The organism is Pseudomonas sp. SM4, from assembly GCF_051913165.1.
Lineage (GTDB): Bacteria > Pseudomonadota > Gammaproteobacteria > Pseudomonadales > Pseudomonadaceae > Aquipseudomonas.
In genome coordinates this window covers 1-14,491 of the sequence record NZ_JBODOE010000021.1, presented here as the reverse complement: position 1 = coordinate 14,491, position 14,491 = coordinate 1, and the positions used below count along the sequence as shown (strand labels likewise).

Here is a 14,491-nt window from a genome sequence, read left to right as displayed (position 1 = left end):
AGCAGGCTCACTCCTAAAGGCAGGGGGTGAATCAGTTATTCCCGAAGCGCCTATCAGGCTGCTTTTTAGGTCTTTATTGACGCTCAATGGGCAACCTTATACTCGCCATGTTCACCCACCGTTCAATAAGGATGTTCCATGCCTCAACGTCTTTTGCTGGCGGCACTGTTCCTCGCAGTCGCCGGTTGCGCCAGCCCTCCTCCTGTGTCCGTTCACACCCATGATCCCGCCAGTTCAACCCTGCAAGGCGACGCCGCACGACCGGCGCAGGCGCAATGGTTGCGCACCGAATTGTACTTCTCGGTGGGGTCGATTGATGGCAAGGACGGTGCAGTCAACCCGGCGCGCTGGCGTGAGTTTCTCGACAAGGAAGTGACGCCGCGCTTTCCCGACGGTTTCACGGTGCTCGATGCTTACGGGCAGTGGAGCGATCACGGGGCGAAGGAGCCAGAGCGCTTGAGCACCAAAGTCATTGTGATCTTGCATGAGAACAGTGCGAAAAACGGTAACAACATCGAAGCGATACGCCTGGCGTACAAACGCATCACCGGCGACCTTTCGGTCCTGCGGCTGTCGCAACCGGCGCAGGTTTCGTTCTAGTCCGAAAGCGGTTCAGGAGCTTGCCGAGGCGTCAACGCCACGCGACTCAACCCCGCCAGAATCAACGCGCCCACCAGCAACACGCCAATCCCCAGAAAAGCCCCATACCCGACCACAGTCACGCTGGAATATAGCATGTACAGGCACAACCCAAAAAACAGCAACGGCAACAGCGGATACAACGGCACCCTCACCGGCCTCGGCACCAGCGGAAAGCGCCGGCGCAAAATGATCAACGCGACACTGCTCAAACTCAAAAACAACCAATACACCGGGGTCAGGTACTCGACCATGGTGTTGAAGCCGCTCTGGGTAAAACTGCCAAACAACACCAGCAACAACGCCACCGCGCCTTCGGCCAGCAACGCCTTGCGCGGCACGCCATGACGATCATCCCAATCCCCAAAACTGCGCAACTGCGGCACATCGCGAGCAGCAGCGTAGGTGGTGCGAGCACCCACCAGCAGCGTCGAGTTGATGGTGGCGATGGCGGCAACGCCCACCATCAGCAAAATCAGCATAACCCCTGGCGCGCCAAAAGCGCGGTTCAACAGCTCCACTGCCGGCGCATTGCTCGCCGCCAGCCCGGCGAATCCCAGGCCTTGGACGAACGCCCAATTGAGCGCCAGGTAGATGATCATCAACACGCTCAGCGCCCCCAGCATGGCGATGAAAATCCCCCGCCGACCGTCACGCACTTCCGCCGATAACGTTGCCGCATCGCTCCAGCCACCAAATGCCAGAAACACGAAAATCATCGCCGCCGAAAACCCGGCCATACCGCTGTTTTCAGGCAGCACCGACACGTTGGGCACCGGCGGTTCAATACCTTGCCAGGCCAGAAACACACCGGCGCTGGCGATGCTCAAGAAACCCAGTGCAAGCAATCCCACCAGCAGCGTCTGCGTGATGAACCCGATGTGTTTCCCCGTCAGATTCAGCAGCACCAACGCTGTTATCACCGCACCAGCAAACAGTCCCGAGCCATACTGTCCCAACGGCACAACCGCATTGAAGTAATCGGCAAACATGAACGCCGACAGCGCAATCCAGCCCGTGTGCATCACCGAAAACCGCGACCAGGCAAACAGAAACCCCATGCGTTCGCCATACGCCGTGCGCAGAAAATGGTAGTCGCCACCCGGATGCGGAAACGCCGTGGCCATTTCGGCAAAACACAGCGCGCCAATCATCGACGCCACACCGCCGAGCACCCACACCAGGTAGAAATGCTCCGGCCCGACGTTGAGCGCCACGGTCGGCGCGGTTTTCAGGATGTCGGTGGTGATCACCATGCCCAGCGTGATCAGCAGCGCCTGAAAAACCGGCAGATGCCGCCCCGGCCCCGCGTTAGAAACCATAGGTGGCGCGGGCGTAGTAGTAAGCGCCGTTGGTGCCGATCGGTGAGAGCATGTCGTATGGCAGGTTGCCGCCGTAGTTGATCGCCGAGCCGGACCGTTCCGGGTAGTTGTCGGTGAGGTTGTTGCCGCCCACGGCGATGTTGAATTTCGGCGTGAATTTGTAGGCCACCTCGGCATCCAGCTGCCACACCGCGCCGTAGGTTTGCTCCGGTTGCGAATCGCCGAAATCAAACACCCGAGTGGTCTCGCCCTGACGCGTCAGGCGCCCGAGCAAACCCCAATGCTCGCTGGCCCAGTTAGCGGAAAAGATGAAGCGGTCCTTCGGCGCGGCGTCGGTCAGGGTGTTGGTTTCTTCGACGCCAACCAGTGCGTCATTGCCAATACCCAACGCGTTCAGTTGCGAGGGAGTGCCTTTGGTGCTGGTGACTTTGGTGTGGTTGTAGGTGTACGCCGTGGTCAGGCCCAGTTGCCCGTCGTACAACGGTTGGTGGTAATTAAGCACCAGTTCGGCGCCGTGGGTGCTGGTGTCGGCGGCATTGGTGAAGAAGTTGACGTCGTGCACGCCGGCCACGCCGAAGTTGTCGTTGATGTAGTTTTCCAGCGCGTCACTGCCGATGCGCTGTGACAAGGTGATGCGGTCTTTGACGTCGATGCGGAACACGTCCAGCGACGCATCAAAGCGCTCGTTCAACTGGAAGGTCAGGCCCAGGCTGAAGTTTTTCGAGGTTTCCGGATCGAGCTTTTCCGCGCCCAGTGCGCGGGCGATCGGGTCGTTGACCGAGAGCACGCGAATGTCGGTCAACGTGCCGCCGTCGCCAAAGTTGCTGGTGGTGTTCTGGAAGCCACTCTGCGCCAAGGACGGCGCGCGGAAGTTGTTCGAGACCGCACCGCGCAGGGCCCATTGCTCGGTCAGTTTGTAGCGACCGCTGAGTTTACCGGTGAGTTTGCTGCCGGCGTCGTCGTAATGCTCCCAACGCGTGGCGGCGTCGACAAAGAAGCGGTCGGTGAGATCGCCGGACAATTCGGCGTAAGTGCCGAACACATTGCGATCCAGATCCGACTCTTCGCTCGGGCGCAGGCCGTTGGCACCGTCGGCGCCGGAGCCGATGTAAGAAGCTTCGTCGCCGGCGTAGGTCAGGTAATTCTCGTAGCGATATTCACCGCCGACCGCGAGCACAAATGAACGCTCGCCGAGGCGCAATTCGCGGCTGAAATCGAGGTTGGAAGTGGTCTGGCGCAGCTCGTAATCGCCGGTATCGAACTTGGTCGGCGAGTCTTCGCCGAGGCTGACGTTGAGGGTGCGTCGGGTCGATCCATCAAAGCGGTTGCGACCATGGGTGACGCTGCTGTCGAAGTCCCAGTCGTCGCCGATCATGCCTTTGAAACCGGCGGTGGCCGAGACGTCCTTGTTGTCGCCGAGCGATTGCGGCAGGTAGCCGTTGGGGTAGAACTGCGGCTGCTCATACGGATAGCGATAGAATTCGGCGCCGGTGGTGTGGCGCTGGTTGTAGGTGCCGAAGCTGTAGGCCTTGCCGCCGGCCAGCGGCAGCTCGCTGTTGAACCAAAGGTTGACGTCCCGCGCGAGGCCGTCGCCCATCACGTAGTTGCGCTGGTTCGGGGTGTCGTCGAAGCCATCGAAACCGGCGCGGTTGGTCGGGTTGCGATCCTTGTACTCGGTGCCGCCACGAATGAAGCCGCCCTCTTCGCCCAGGCGCGTACCGATCTTGGCGGTGGTCACGCTGTTCTGGCCGTCGGTGGTGGTTTTGCCGATGGCGTCCTGATGGGTGTGAAAGGCGCCGTAACTGGTGGTCACTTCGCCGCCTTCAGGGGCGTCGTCGAGGATGATGTTGATCACCCCGGCAATTGCATCGGAGCCGTATTGCGCGCCGGCACCGTCACGCAGCACTTCGATGCGTTTGATCGCGCTGATGGGGATTGAGTTGAAGTCGACCGGCGCGGTGCCCCGACCGATTTTCGAGGAGTCGTTGACCACCGCCGAGGTGTGGCGGCGTTTACCGTTGACCAGCACCAGCACCTGATCCGGGCTCATGCCACGCAGTTGTGCGGCGCGCACGTGATCGGCGCCGCCGGAGTTGGACTGGCGCGGCAGGCTGAAGGACGGCAGCAGTGTCTGCAAGGCCGCGCCCAGTTCACCGTCGGCAGCGCCGGCGGATTTGAGGTCTTCGGCGGTCAGCACATCGACTGGTACCGGCGAATCGAGCACGGTGCGCGCGGTGCCTCGGCTGCCGGTGACCAACACCGTGTCCAGGCGCGCGCCCTCTTCGGAACGCGCAGCGGATTCTTCGGCTTTGGCGGGCAGTTGCCAGATGGCGGTCACGACAGCGGCCGCCAGTAATGAACGGGAACGGTAATGCATGTAACAGCTCCTTGAATCGCAGCTAATACCCGGCCCCGCCTACCATAAGTTGGTCGGCAATCAGTGCACGGCAATGTCTGCTGTAGTTTTAGAAATGCGATAGGCAGTGCAACGGGTTAGTTGCCAGACAAGCAAGCAAGTCTATGAACCCCAAAGTCAAAAAACGCCCCATGAGCCCATGCTAGAGGAGCCGCGCGCCCGCTCAAAAGAACCAATAACGCTTAGGTTATATCGCCCTTGCCGACTGTATAGGGCGCAACACAAGTGTTGCTGGAGGAACACTAAAAGCAACTAAGCAGCAACTTTCAGAGAAACTGCCGGCCATAAAAAACCGGAGCCAGGCTCCGGTTTTTTTATTATCAGTGGGTTCTCATTCCCGCCGCGTACATCGCCAGTTTCAGCAGGCTTGCGACAAGCGCCAGCGACACCACGCTGCCAAACCAGATCAACAACAGCCAGCCCAGACGCTTGTACCAGCGGCTGGTTTTCACTTCACGCGAATCAATGGTAGCCATCGCCAATCCTCACTTTGCCGCGGAATACGTAGTAGCTCCAGAAGGTGTACATCAGGATCACCGGCAGGATGAACAGCGCGCCGATCAACGCGAACAACTGGCTCGATGGCGGTGACGCTGCGGCCCAGATGCTCACCGACGGAGGGATGATATTCGGCCAGATGCTCAGCGCCAGACCGATGTAACCGAGGAACATCAGCACCAGGGTGAACACGAACGGCCAGTGCGTATGACGCTGCCGCAACGAGCGCAGTAAGCCGAACACCGCCAGCAGCGCCAACACCACCAACCCGGCAAACACTTGCAGATGGCCGTGGGTCGACCAGCGCGTCGCAAGCTCCGGATGCAGTTGCAGCGTCCACACGCCAATCACCCCTACCATCGCCATCAGCAACCAGGCCAGCGGACGTGTGTAATGACGCATCCGCGATTCGAGCATGCCTTCAGTCTTGACCAGCAACCAGGTGCTGCCGAGCAACGCATACGCCACCACCAGGCCAACGCCACACACCAGCGGGAACGGCGCCAGCCAATCGAGACCGCCACCGGCAAACTGCCGATTGAGCACCGGAATCCCGGCCACGTACGCGCCGATCGCCACGCCCTGCGAGAACGTCGCCAGCAGCGAGCCGCCGATGAACGCCTTGTCCCACCAGTGGCGTTTCTGCGGCGAAGACTTGAAGCGGAACTCGAACGCCACACCGCGAAAAATCAGCCCGCAGAGCATGAAGATCAGCGGCAGGTACAGCGCCTCCAGAATCACCCCGTACGCCAGCGGAAACGCGCCGTACAATGCCGCGCCACCGAGCACCAGCCACGTTTCGTTACCGTCCCAGACCGGCGCGACGGTGTTCATCATCACATCGCGTTCCTGCTCGTCCGGGATCAGCGGAAACAGGATCCCGAGGCCCAGATCGAAACCGTCCATGATCACGTACATCATCACCCCGAAGGCGATGATGACGCCCCAGATCAACGAGAGATCGATACCTTGAATACCCATGACTCAATGCTCCTTTATCAGTGGACCGAGGTCGTGGATTCGAGGGGAGTGTTCGCGGCCGAAAGCGGTCGACGCGGTGTCTGTGTCTGGTCGCCTTCAGGCGGATGTTCGTGGTGCGGCTGCGGGCCTTTTTTCACCAGTTTCATCATGTAGCCGATGCCCACGGTGAACACCGTGAAATAGATCACCACGAACAGCGCCAGCGATGTGCTCATCTGCGCCACCGAGTGATGCGATGCCGCGTCGTGCGTGCGCAGCAAGCCATAAACCACCCACGGCTGACGCCCGACTTCTGTGGTAATCCAACCGGCCAGCAGCGCAATCAAGCCGCTCGGCCCCATCACCAACACCAGTCGCTGAAAGCCGCGATGACCATAAAGCTTGCCGCCACGGCGCAGCGCCAACCCCAGCAAACCAACGAGGATCATCAACACCCCCAGCCCGGCCATCACGCGAAAGCTCCAGAAGATCACGGTCGAGTTCGGGCGGTCTTCTTTCGGGAAACTCTTCAACGCCGGGATCTGCTTGTCGAGGCTGTGAGTGAGGATCAGGCTGCCCAGGTAGGGGATTTCCAGCGCGTATCTGGTTTTCTCCGCCGCCATGTCCGGGATACCAAACAGCACCAGCGGCGTCGGGCCGTTGTCGGCGTTTTCCCAGTGGCCTTCGATGGCCGCGATCTTCGCCGGTTGATGCTCCAGCGTGTTCAAACCGTGGGCGTCACCGACCACCGCTTGAATCGGCGCAACGATCAACGCCATCCACAACGCCATGGAAAACATCTTGCGCACCGGCGCGGTGTTGTTACCGCGCAGCAAATGCCAGGCAGCGGACGCACCGACAAAAAACGATGTCGCCACGAACGCGGCAATCGCCATGTGCGCCAGACGGAACGGGAATGACGGGTTGAAGACGATGGCCAGCCAATCCAGCGGCATCACCCGGCCATCGACGATTTCGAAGCCCTGCGGCGTTTGCATCCAGCTGTTGGACGCCAGAATCCAGAAGGTCGAAATCAGCGTACCGATCGCCACCATCACTGTGGCGAAGAAGTGCAAGCCACGGCCGACGCGGTTCCAGCCGAACAGCATCACCCCGAGGAAACCCGCCTCAAGGAAGAATGCGGTCAGCACTTCATAGGTCAGCAGCGGCCCGGTGATGCTCCCGGCGAAATCCGAGAAGCCGCTCCAGTTGGTGCCGAACTGGTACGCCATGACCAGCCCCGAGACCACACCCATGCCGAAATTGACCGCGAAAATCTTCGACCAGAAATGGTAAAGATCGCGGTACGTGTCGTTACGGGTTTTCAGCCACAGGCCTTCGAGTACCGCGAGGAAACTCGCCAGGCCAATGGTGATCGCCGGGAAAATAATGTGGAACGAAACCGTGAACGCGAATTGAATGCGCGCCAGGTCCAGTGCCTCCAGGTTAAACATGATGATGTCCTCATCCAGGCTGAAAAGCGGCAGCACGAACCCGGGCCACCGCCAGGCGCGAACGCCTGCAGCCAGTCAAATTGCCAGTGTTTTTATGGGTTGCGGGTTACGCCGCCGACGACGGGATCAGGTTGCTGACCTTCGCGGCTTCGAGGCGGATCGCCACGAACTTGGAAGTCGGCGTGTACGTCCGCTCGCCATAGCTTTCCAGCGGCACCAACGGGTTGGTCTCCGGGTAGTACGCAGCCGCCTGCCCTGCCGGAATGTCGTAGGCGATCAGGGTAAAACCGCTGACCCGACGCTCGCGTTCGTCATCCCACAGCGCCACCAGATCAACCTTCTGCCCCGGTTCGAAACCCAGGCGCTGAATGTCCTGCTCGTTGGCGAAGATCACGTCGCGCATGCCGTAAACCCCGCGATACCGATCATCGAGGCCGTACAGCGTGGTGTTGTACTGATCGTGGGAACGCATGGTCTGCAGGATCAGATGCGGCTTGACCGGCAGGTTGCGCACGCCTTCGCTGATCAGGTGTTCCGGCAGCACGCACGGAGTGAACTGGGCCTTGCCGCTGGCGGTGTTCCAGACTCGATCCGAGGCGTCGTTGCCGAGGTGGAAGCCACCCGGAATCAACAGTTTTTCATTGAAGTTTTCGAAGCCCGGAATCACATCGGCAATCAGGTTGCGGATGCGCCCGTAGTCGCCCACCACCCATTCCCAGTCGATCGGATGCTTGCCCAGCGTCGCGGCGGCGATCCCGGCAATGATCGCCGGCTCGGACTTCAAGTGCGCCGACTTCGGTTTCAACTGACCGAACGACAAGTGCACCATGCTGAACGTGTCTTCGACGGTCACCCCTTGCGGACCTTCGGCCTGGATATCGATGTCGGTACGCCCCAGGCACGGCAGGATCAGCGCGTCGCGACCGGTCACCAAGTGGCTGCGGTTGAGCTTGGTGGCGATGTGCACCGTCAGGTCGAGTTTGCGCATGGCGGCGTGGGTGCGCGGGGTGTCCGGCGTGGCTTGGGCAAAGTTGCCGCCCAGACCGATGAACACCTTGGCTTCGCCACGTTCCATGGCGCCGATCGCCATCACCGTGTTGTGCCCGTGCATACGTGGCACGTCGAAGTTGAAGCGTTTTTCCAGCGCGTCCATCAAGTCTGCCGGCGCCAGTTCGTTGATGCCCATGGTGCGGTCGCCCTGCACGTTGCTGTGCCCGCGCACCGGGGAAAGCCCGGCGCCCGGACGGCCGACGTTGCCGCGCAGCAGTTGCAGGTTGATGACTTCCTGCAAGGTCGCCACCGAATGCACGTGTTGGGTCAGGCCCATGGCCCAGCACATGATCACGCTTTTGGCGCGGCCATACATGCGCGCGGCCAGTTCGATGTCATGCAACGGCACGCCGGATTGTTCGAGAATATGCTCCCAACTGGTCGCCTCGACTTCCGCCAGATAGCTGTCCAGCCCCGTGGTGTGCTCGGCAATGAACGTGTGATCGAACACCGGTTCGCCGCCAGTCACTTGCGCTTCACGCTCCCACTGCAGAAGGAATTTGACCATGCCGCGAATCATCGCCATGTCGCCACCCAGCGCCGGGCGGAAGTACGCGGTGTTGGTCGCTTCCCAGCCGTTGCTGAGCATTTCGAGCGGGTTTTGCGGGTTCTGGAAACGCTCCAGGCCACGCTCTTTCAGCGGGTTGATGCACACCACCTGAGCGCCGCGCTTCACCGCTTCACGCAGCGGTTCGAGCATGCGCGGGTGGTTGGTGCCGGGGTTCTGACCGATGACGAAGATTGCATCGGCGTGGTGCAGATCCTCGTAGACCACGGTGCCTTTGCCGACGCCCAAGGTCTCGTTCATGCTCACCGCACTGGCCTCGTGGCACATGTTCGAGCAGTCGGGGAAGTTGTTGGTGCCAAACGCACGGACGAACAATTGATAGAGAAACGCCGCTTCGTTGCTGGCACGGCCCGAGGTGTAGAACTCAGCCTCATGAGGCGATTTCAGATTTTTCAGGTGGTCGGCGATCAGTGCGAAAGCGTCCTCCCAGCTGATTTCCACATAGCGGTCGACCCGCGCGTCGTAGCGCATCGGGTGGGTCAGGCGGCCCTGATATTCCAGCCAGTAGTCGCTCTGCTCGGCCAGGCTCGACACCGTGTACTTGTTGAAGAATGCCGGGTCGACCAAACGCCCGGTCGCTTCCCAGTTCACCGCTTTGGCGCCGTTCTCGCAGAACTTCAACATGCTCGCCCCCGGCGCCTCACCCCAGGCGCAGCCCGGGCAGTCGAAGCCGCCGTTCTGGTTGGTCTTGAGCATGGCGCGGATGTTTTTCAGGGCGTTTTCGCTGCCCAGCCAGGATTTGGTCAGGCTGATGACAGCGCCCCAACCGGCAGCGGCGCCTTTGTAGGGTTTGTAACGGTCGACTTGTGACATGGGACTCTCCATGACGATGCACACAGGCATAAACCTGATTCGGTTAAACAACGACGGCCGACTTTCAAGGGTAAAAAAGTCGTCGTTTGATTTGCCGGGGCAAGGATATGAACCGATACAAATTATTGTCTAATCGCTATTAATGACTGCACTATCGAAAACATCTATCACGCAGAAAAACCCTTTATTTACGGTACCTTGCGAAACTAAATCAGCAACTTTTCGCGAAAATAATTTCATCATCGACGGCATCAATCAGCCAGTCATTAACAGTGATTGGACGCCTTGAGAAGTTACTCATAACCTGCGCTGACTCACCCTTTTCATCCGCTGTTTTGATACTTGCGAGGCTGTCATGTCAGAGCGTGTCTTGATCGATGGTTACAACCGCCGCGTCGACTATCTGCGCATGTCGGTGACCGACCGCTGCGACTTTCGCTGCGTTTATTGCATGGCGGAAGACATGCAGTTTCTGCCACGCCAGCAAGTGCTGACGTTGGAGGAGATCTATCAACTGGCGCAGAGTTTTGTTGCCCTGGGCACCCGCAAGATTCGCCTCACCGGCGGCGAGCCGCTGATCCGTCCGGGCGTGGTCAAGCTGTGCGAGCAAATCGCCGCCCTGCCCGGCCTGCGTGAACTGTGCATGACCACCAACGGTTCGCAACTGGGCAAACTCGCGGTGCCGCTGTTCGATGCCGGAGTCAAGCGTCTGAACATCAGTCTCGACAGCCTCGACCCGCAGCGCTTCCAGCAGATGACCCGCACCGGCGATCTAGCGCAGGTGATCAACGGCATCGATGCCGCACGCAAGGCCGGTTTTACCCGCACTAAACTCAATGTCGTGGTGATGCAGGGGCGCAACGATCAGGAGATCAACGACCTGGTCAGCTTCGCGATCGACCGCCAGCTGGACGTCTCCTTCATCGAGGAAATGCCCCTGGGGATCATCAGCGAACACAGCCGTGCGGAGTCGTTTTTCTCCAGTGCGCAGGTGCGCGAAAAGATCGCAGAGCGCTACACCCTGATCGACTCTGCCGAGTCGACTCAAGGCCCGTCACGCTACTGGCGGCTGGCCGAGGCGCCGGATATTCGTCTGGGTTTCATCTCGCCGCACAGCCACAATTTTTGCGGCACCTGCAACCGCGTGCGGCTGACGGTTGAGGGTCGCCTGCTACTGTGTCTGGGTAACGAGCACTCGGTGGACTTGAAGGCCGTGTTGCGCGCGCATCCGGGGCAGCCGCAGCGGTTGGAGAAAGCCATCATCGAGGCGATGAAACTCAAGCCCTATCGGCACAATTTCGAAGTCAACGACGACGTCCAGGTCGTACGTTTCATGAACATGACCGGCGGCTGAACCGCCATTTTCCATGGGTTATCGGAACCGCACAGCATGATCATCAGACCCAAGGTCAACCAATTCGCCATTCTCTTCACCCTCAAAGGCTCGATTGCCAAGCGCATCGCCCTGCGCACCTTGATGGTCACCCTGCTGGCCTCGGCCATTGTGCTGATCGAAATCCTGCACCCGAGCAACTTCACCAAGGTCAACGCCACGCCGTTCACCTTGCTGGGGTTGTCGCTGTCGATCTTCATGAATTTTCGCAACAACGCCTGTTATGACCGCTGGTACGAAGCGCGCAAGGCCTGGGGCGAGGTGATCGTGCACATTCGCTCGGTGATCCGCGAAACCCACGTCATCCGTGAGTCTGCCGAACGCCAGCCGTTGCTGCTCAACCTGTGCGGTTTCGCCCATGCGCTCAACGCACGCCTGCGCAAAGAGAGCGAAGCCGACGCCAGCAACGCGTGGATCACGCCGAAACCGGATGCGCAGACGCCCGATTACAGCGGGCGAATCCTGCAGACGGTCGGCCAGCAATGTTCCGATTTGCATCAAAACGGTGAACTGAGCGAGTGGCGCTACATGCTGCTGGCCAACCATCTGACCAGCCTCACCCAGGCGCAGGCGACCTGCGAACGAATCAAGAATACGCCGCTGCCCTTCCCCTACACCTTGCTGCTGCACCGGACGATTTATCTGTTCTGCATCCTGCTGCCGTTCGCCATGGCCGAACCGCTGGGCTGGCTGACGCCGCTGTTCACGGCGATTGTCAGCTACACGTTTTTTGGTCTGGATGCGATTGCCGATGAGCTGGAAGACCCGTTTGGCCGCGATGAAAACGATCTGCCGACCGATGCGCTGGTGCGCAGTATCGAGCGCGATGTCCTTGCGGAACTGGGGGCAGAGGTGCCGCCGGCGCTGAAACCGGTCGATTACGTTCTGAGTTGAGGATGTAAAAAAAGATCGCAGCCTGCGGCAGCTCCTACCTTTATCTCTGTAGGGGCTGCCGCAGGCTGCGATCTTTAGATCTGGCTATTTAAGCCGTCAGCGAATAAATCAGCGCCGAAATCGCCACCAAGCCTACCGCGGTGACAAACACGTTGGACGCCTGACCCCGATAGCGTGCCATTGCCGGCACTTTACGGATGGCGTACATCGGCATCAGGAACAGAATCGCCGCGATCACCGGGCCACCGATGGTCTCGATCATGCCCAGAATGCTCGGGTTCCACGTTGCCACGATCCAGCACACCACCAGCATGAACGCTGCCACGATGCGGTCCAGCGCCTTGGCGCTCGGGCGGTTGCCGCTCTTGATGATCAGGCCTTTGAGGCCTTCGCTGGCACCGATGTAGTGACCGAGGAAGGATTTGGAGATCGCCACAAACGCAATCAACGGCGCCGCGAAGGCGATGGTCGGGTTGCTGAAGTGGTTGGCCAGGTACGACAGGATCGACAGGTTCTGCGCCTTCGCTTCCGCCAGTTGCTCAGGCGACAGGGTCAACACGCAGCTGAATACGAAGAACAGCACCATCAGCACCATCAATGCGTGGGCACGGGACAGGATCTGCGAGCTGCGCTCTTCGGCATGCACGCCATAACGACGCTTCTGATCGACCGCGAACGCCGAGATGATCGGCGAGTGGTTGAACGAGAACACCATCACCGGAATCGCCAGCCACAGCGTGTGCAGCAACGCCGACGGTGCGGGCACGTGCGAAGCGGTGGCGAGAATGCCGCCGTTCCAGTGCGGAATCAGGTACACCGCAAGGAACAGCAGCGCGACGATAAACGGATAAACCATCAGGCTCATGGCCTTGACGATCGCCTGCTCGCCGCAACGCACCACGGCCAGCAGGCCGAGGATCAGCACCAACGACAGCCAGACGCGCGGCGGCGGTGTGATGTGCAGTTGGTGTTCGAGGAAACTGGCGACCGTGTTGGTCAGGCCGACGCTGTAGATCAGCAGGATCGGGAAGATCGCGAAGAAATACAGCAGCGTGATCAGCGCACCGGCCTTGATGCCGAAATGCTCTTCAACCACATCAGTGATATCGGCGCCTTCGCGGCCGGACAGCACAAAACGGGTCAGGCCACGGTGAGCGTAGAACGTCATCGGGAACGCCAGCAGCGCGAGGATCACCAGCGGCCAGAAGCCGCCCAGACCCGCATTGATCGGCAAAAACAGGGTGCCGGCGCCGATGGCCGTCCCAAACAGTCCCAACATCCAGGTGGTGTCCTGGCGATTCCAGCTCGACAGCTCGGCTGGTGCTGCTGCTTCAAAGCGCTGGTCGACGCTTTTGGCCTGATCATTCATCCGGTCGGATCTCCGCATTCCGGTCACTTGCCACTCGGTCAGGACGCGTCGGAAAAAACCGACAGACATGCTCCGGCCGAAACAGGGGCGCGATTCTCCGCGATAAATCAGCAGAAGCAAAGACTTAGCTGAGGAATGGTTGTACGGATCAGATCGGCGGGATGTCGTTTTTGGGAAAATGGCTGTCGGCAATGAGCACGTCAAATGTCGTTTTCAGACCCGTTTCTGTTCCCGGTCTGCTCAGGACACGTTTCAAAGCGAACGGAGCACTATCGTCCCGAGGGTGAGCACCACCAAGGCAAATAATGCGCCCATGCTGAACCTGAACAGCTCGGAACGAATTTCCGCTGGGGAAAGGTCTTGCGCTCGTTCGGCAAGTTCAACGTCCTCTCGATACAGGCGTTCAATTCTGGCAACGCGTTCTTCCAGGGTCATGATCTTTCTCCTCTGTGAGTTTGGTTAGAGCTTTGCCAAAAGGCTGAATACTGCGGCAATCGCGGTTAACACCCCCGTACCGACGGCAACGGGATACCAGAATTTTTCTCGCTTGAACTTGCTTTCCTCCGTTATGAGCTTGAGTCTCTCGACAACGAGTTTGCGTATTTCATTTTGCAGCCGTTCGAGTTCAAGATTTTCCCGATCATTCTGAAGCATGCGCCTTCCTTGGCTGTTGGCACTGACTGCCTTTTGCTTTGTGCCCCTCAATAGTTTCGTATTCATCACCTGCCAGATAGCGGATGAATCCGGCGGTTTTGTAGGCAATGTCCTAGAGTCAGGTAGGCCGTCTCATACGACGTCGCCATAGCCAACAATCAGCGAATCGTCTGACGTATTGCACGAAAAGAACGGTGCTGAAGGCAGCCGGCCCCATCGCTGGCAAGCCAGCTCCCACAGGATTCGGGGGTACATCCATAATCCTAGGCGACACAAAAAACCTGTGGGAGCTTGCCAGCGATGGCGGTGGGTCAGATGGCATCGATTCAAGCTATGCCGACGCCTTTCCCACAATGATCAGCACTGTTGCCACTGTCTCTGCTCAAACAAATCCCTGTAGGAGTGAGCCTGCTCGCGATGAGGCCAGGCCAGTCGACATCCTCATTGGCTGGACCAACGCC

General features: G+C 59.6%; 12 protein-coding genes. 3 read left to right on the top strand and 9 right to left on the bottom strand.

Annotated features, from left to right (window positions below):
* The first annotated feature begins 138 nt into the window (after positions 1-138).
* A complete protein-coding gene (locus tag ACQ4MY_RS27700; RefSeq protein WP_008085717.1) occupies positions 139-600 on the top strand; it encodes a DUF3574 domain-containing protein in 462 nt (153 codons plus the stop codon).
* Here the strand turns inward: ACQ4MY_RS27700 and ACQ4MY_RS27695 are convergent.
* From ACQ4MY_RS27695 to ACQ4MY_RS27670, 6 genes are all read right to left on the bottom strand, one after another.
* Positions 597-1,961 carry an APC family permease gene (locus ACQ4MY_RS27695; RefSeq protein WP_440097111.1) on the bottom strand — a complete coding sequence of 455 codons (1,365 nt, stop codon included), beginning with the start codon at positions 1,959-1,961 and terminating at the stop codon, positions 597-599. The two genes, ACQ4MY_RS27700 and ACQ4MY_RS27695, sit on opposite strands and share 4 nt — an antisense overlap.
* Entirely contained in the window at positions 1,951-4,338 is a 2,388-nt protein-coding gene (locus ACQ4MY_RS27690; RefSeq protein WP_440097110.1) for a TonB-dependent receptor plug domain-containing protein, read from the bottom strand. Before ACQ4MY_RS27690 ends, ACQ4MY_RS27695 begins: the two co-directional genes overlap by 11 nt.
* 359 nt (positions 4,339-4,697) lie before the next feature.
* Positions 4,698-4,853: a DUF2474 domain-containing protein gene (locus ACQ4MY_RS27685; RefSeq protein WP_440097109.1), complete on the bottom strand. Its 156-nt coding sequence runs from the start codon at positions 4,851-4,853 to the stop codon at positions 4,698-4,700.
* On the bottom strand, positions 4,840-5,856 hold the full coding sequence (gene cydB, locus ACQ4MY_RS27680; protein WP_008085726.1) for a cytochrome d ubiquinol oxidase subunit II: 1,017 nt from the start codon (positions 5,854-5,856) through the stop codon (positions 4,840-4,842). The genes ACQ4MY_RS27685 and cydB overlap by 14 nt, the downstream gene beginning before the upstream one ends.
* A gap of 17 nt (positions 5,857-5,873) precedes the next feature.
* Complete coding sequence (locus tag ACQ4MY_RS27675) at positions 5,874-7,289, bottom strand: cytochrome ubiquinol oxidase subunit I (RefSeq protein WP_440097108.1); 1,416 nt, start codon at positions 7,287-7,289, stop codon at positions 5,874-5,876.
* 106 nt (positions 7,290-7,395) lie between these two features.
* Positions 7,396-9,720 carry an FdhF/YdeP family oxidoreductase gene (locus ACQ4MY_RS27670; RefSeq protein WP_440097107.1) on the bottom strand — a complete coding sequence of 775 codons (2,325 nt, stop codon included), beginning with the start codon at positions 9,718-9,720 and terminating at the stop codon, positions 7,396-7,398.
* Positions 9,721-10,075: 355 nt separating this feature from the next.
* Between ACQ4MY_RS27670 and moaA the strand changes: the two genes are divergently transcribed.
* Both moaA and ACQ4MY_RS27660 read left to right on the top strand, forming a co-directional pair.
* On the top strand, positions 10,076-11,074 hold the full coding sequence (gene moaA / locus ACQ4MY_RS27665; protein ID WP_008085731.1) for a GTP 3',8-cyclase MoaA: 999 nt from the start codon (positions 10,076-10,078) through the stop codon (positions 11,072-11,074).
* Between the two features lie 36 nt (positions 11,075-11,110).
* Complete coding sequence (locus ACQ4MY_RS27660) at positions 11,111-12,007, top strand: bestrophin family protein (protein ID WP_008085733.1); 897 nt, start codon at positions 11,111-11,113, stop codon at positions 12,005-12,007.
* Between the two features lie 88 nt (positions 12,008-12,095).
* Here ACQ4MY_RS27660 and ACQ4MY_RS27655 read toward each other — a convergent pair whose 3' ends face one another.
* The 3 genes from ACQ4MY_RS27655 to ACQ4MY_RS27645 all read right to left on the bottom strand — a co-directional run bounded on the left by ACQ4MY_RS27655 (position 12,096) and on the right by ACQ4MY_RS27645 (position 14,030).
* On the bottom strand, positions 12,096-13,376 hold the full coding sequence (locus ACQ4MY_RS27655) for a serine/threonine transporter (protein ID WP_008085734.1): 1,281 nt from the start codon (positions 13,374-13,376) through the stop codon (positions 12,096-12,098).
* A 252-nt stretch (positions 13,377-13,628) separates the two neighbouring features.
* Entirely contained in the window at positions 13,629-13,811 is a 183-nt protein-coding gene (locus tag ACQ4MY_RS27650; RefSeq protein WP_008085737.1) for a hypothetical protein, read from the bottom strand.
* 24 nt (positions 13,812-13,835) lie between these two features.
* A complete protein-coding gene (locus tag ACQ4MY_RS27645; RefSeq protein ID WP_440097106.1) occupies positions 13,836-14,030 on the bottom strand; it encodes a hypothetical protein in 195 nt (64 codons plus the stop codon).
* Positions 14,031-14,491 lie beyond the last annotated feature (461 nt).

Coding starts and splice junctions, on each gene's coding strand:
- ACQ4MY_RS27700 (WP_008085717.1), top strand. CDS start 139: ATGCCTCAACGTCTTTTGCTGGCGGCACTGTTCCTCGCAGTCGCCGGT.
- ACQ4MY_RS27695 (WP_440097111.1), bottom strand. CDS start 1,961: ATGGTTTCTAACGCGGGGCCGGGGCGGCATCTGCCGGTTTTTCAGGCG.
- ACQ4MY_RS27690 (WP_440097110.1), bottom strand. CDS start 4,338: ATGCATTACCGTTCCCGTTCATTACTGGCGGCCGCTGTCGTGACCGCC.
- ACQ4MY_RS27685 (WP_440097109.1), bottom strand. CDS start 4,853: ATGGCTACCATTGATTCGCGTGAAGTGAAAACCAGCCGCTGGTACAAG.
- cydB (WP_008085726.1), bottom strand. CDS start 5,856: ATGGGTATTCAAGGTATCGATCTCTCGTTGATCTGGGGCGTCATCATC.
- ACQ4MY_RS27675 (WP_440097108.1), bottom strand. CDS start 7,289: ATGTTTAACCTGGAGGCACTGGACCTGGCGCGCATTCAATTCGCGTTC.
- ACQ4MY_RS27670 (WP_440097107.1), bottom strand. CDS start 9,720: ATGTCACAAGTCGACCGTTACAAACCCTACAAAGGCGCCGCTGCCGGT.
- moaA (WP_008085731.1), top strand. CDS start 10,076: ATGTCAGAGCGTGTCTTGATCGATGGTTACAACCGCCGCGTCGACTAT.
- ACQ4MY_RS27660 (WP_008085733.1), top strand. CDS start 11,111: ATGATCATCAGACCCAAGGTCAACCAATTCGCCATTCTCTTCACCCTC.
- ACQ4MY_RS27655 (WP_008085734.1), bottom strand. CDS start 13,376: ATGAATGATCAGGCCAAAAGCGTCGACCAGCGCTTTGAAGCAGCAGCA.
- ACQ4MY_RS27650 (WP_008085737.1), bottom strand. CDS start 13,811: ATGACCCTGGAAGAACGCGTTGCCAGAATTGAACGCCTGTATCGAGAG.
- ACQ4MY_RS27645 (WP_440097106.1), bottom strand. CDS start 14,030: ATGCTTCAGAATGATCGGGAAAATCTTGAACTCGAACGGCTGCAAAAT.